This is a genomic window from Virgibacillus byunsanensis (genome assembly GCF_042675965.1).
Taxonomy (GTDB): Bacteria; Bacillota; Bacilli; order Bacillales; family Amphibacillaceae; genus Virgibacillus_R; species Virgibacillus_R byunsanensis.
In genome coordinates this window covers 1-2,215 of sequence record NZ_JBHTKJ010000050.1, presented here as the reverse complement: position 1 = coordinate 2,215, position 2,215 = coordinate 1, and the positions used below count along the sequence as shown (strand labels likewise).

General features: G+C 35.3%; 2 protein-coding genes, 1 pseudogene and 1 riboswitch. All 3 genes and pseudogenes read left to right on the top strand.

Annotated elements, in window-relative coordinates; genetic code table 11:
- Positions 1 to 269: 269 nt before the first annotated feature.
- A complete protein-coding gene (locus tag ACFQ3N_RS15920) occupies positions 270 to 1,163 on the top strand; it encodes a DUF6438 domain-containing protein (protein WP_390363521.1) in 894 nt (297 codons plus the stop codon).
- 187 nt (positions 1,164 to 1,350) lie between these two features.
- Positions 1,351 to 1,435, top strand: a riboswitch (cyclic di-GMP riboswitch).
- Positions 1,436 to 1,478: 43 nt separating this feature from the next.
- Positions 1,479 to 1,787, top strand: a complete 309-nt coding sequence (locus tag ACFQ3N_RS15915; protein ID WP_390363520.1) for a Spo0E family sporulation regulatory protein-aspartic acid phosphatase — start codon at positions 1,479 to 1,481, stop codon at positions 1,785 to 1,787.
- Between the two features lie 218 nt (positions 1,788 to 2,005).
- Positions 2,006 to 2,153, top strand: a pseudogene (locus tag ACFQ3N_RS15910) (AAA family ATPase); the annotation flags it as partial.
- Positions 2,154 to 2,215: the final 62 nt, after the last annotated feature.

Here is a 2,215-nt window from a genome sequence, read left to right as displayed (position 1 = left end):
ACATTCCACGACCGCGATATTAACGCAGGATTAAATCTTAAAAATGAGGCTATAAGGCTTCTAACCGCAGGGACTACGGGGATAGCCTAATCAATAACTAGCGGTTACGCTGGTGTTCTTAGGAATCCCCCACTTCAATCAGACCGCAAGGTCGATAAGTGGTGGGTAGTTCAATATAACTACATAATTTAAAATAAGCAAGATTTCAATAATTAGTAAGCAGGCATTGGTATAATGATCTATAGAGGATTTTCGAGAGGAGAATACGTATGTTTAAAAAATTGTATGTAGAACGAACAGCATGTTATGGAACTTGTCCAATTTATCGAATCGAATTACTAGCAGATGGAACTGTCCATTGGAATGGTGATATGCATGTCTCTTATTTAGGCGAGACATCATTTGCGATTTCGGAAAGTAAAATGCAGAAAATAACAGCGTTACTACAATCATTTGATTACCGTAACTTCAACTATAAACCAGGGGATTTATTTGCTACTGATCACCCGGCTTGTCTGATACGTGTAGAATTTGAAGATGGATATATCAAAGAGATTGATCATGATTTGGGTGAACAGGAAAGTTACATAAATGATTCAACGCATTCTTTAAAAAATCTGGAGAAGTTCGAGCAGAAACTTGAACAACTTATTGGTGTTCGTCCCTATGTCAAACAGACACTTTCGATCTATCATATTATTTCAGGCTCTGTTGAGTGTGTCGTTTCTGCACCAAATAAGAAAGAAGCCCTGAAACTGGTCAGGAACAAATCGTATGAAGGAGAAAGACAAGTTCATAAGATAGGAAAGGATACAACAGATACATTATTTCCTTACGTAGTGATGGAAGCTAGTAATATGCAAGAGTTATATCGCACCATCCATGAAATTGCAGATTCCATTGAAATTGTAAATCCATATAGCAGGGAAGCAGTCAAAATTGACCACTTCTCTTGGAATGAAAGTATCGAGGACTTTCGCTTATCATTTCGCATAAGTAATAATTACTATATTTTTCATATGAATAGCAGACGCGCAGGCAAGAACCTGACTCAACAGGACGTACTGGAACAATTAGAAAAAGAGTTAAACTATTTAAAGCGGTCGTATAAAAGAGGAATATCATCGAAGGAATATTTGCCGTTTACCAAGAGAGTAAAGTAACAGTGTTATCATAACGTAACAAGTAATTACCATTTTTTAACTTATGTGGTAATAATAACCTAAACTGACTAGTGGGAATATTTTGTCGAATAAATGAATTTAATGTTGAAAAAATTCAGATAATATTATATAATTTGTCTAATACCTTCTTCATATGTCAACTATGGGTCAATTCCAAATTGCAATTAGTACGAAATGGCAAATTCATCGAAAGGTGATGACGCAAAGCTATAGGGGCTAAGTTCTGTTGAATAAGCCAGCCAGCTACCGAATATTATTACTCCTGAAAAAATGATAAAAAGGGGGGTTTGTAGTTTGGTTTTGAAAAGAGTAGACTCCTTAGAAATAGTCAGTAAGGATATTTATATGTTACGAAACTTGATGTATAAAGTAAAAGATCGTACAGGAAACATGCACGATCCACTGGTGATAGAAATTAGCCAGTTTTTAGATCTAAAATTAAATCAACATGGAGAATTAAGTGATTCCTATAGATGGCAAAACGGAGGGATGTATATGACAAACAGTGATAAGCCAAACCAACAACAGTCGAAGAAAGATGAACAAGAGCAAATACAATGGCAAAAGTCAGTGATCAGAGAAGAACACATTAGTTCTAAATAAGTATAAATAACGGATTGATCTAAGACTAAGTTATATCGGAGAAGGTTAAACAGTTCACCATGTTAAATGGTGAACTGTTTGTTTGCGTATTAGTTTACGGGTACGATAGAGTACAGGAAATGTATCTATGTTAAAATTAGTAACTAGATCACGAATTATTATGCTACCCCTAACGATTAGGTGATTTCTATTAAAAAAAAGAAATTTGAGGTGACAACATGTTCTTAAAAAGAATTGAGTTGCATGAACATATTCCATCTTTTCATACATATCCTTTTTCTATTCCGAGTTAATAACAATGTCACATTTTTTGTTGGAGAAAACGGTTCAGGTAAGTCTACACTATTAGAGGCAATTGCTGTTGAACTACCCACCACTTATCGACCTTGCGGTCTGATTGAAGTGGGGGATTCCTAAGAACACCAGCG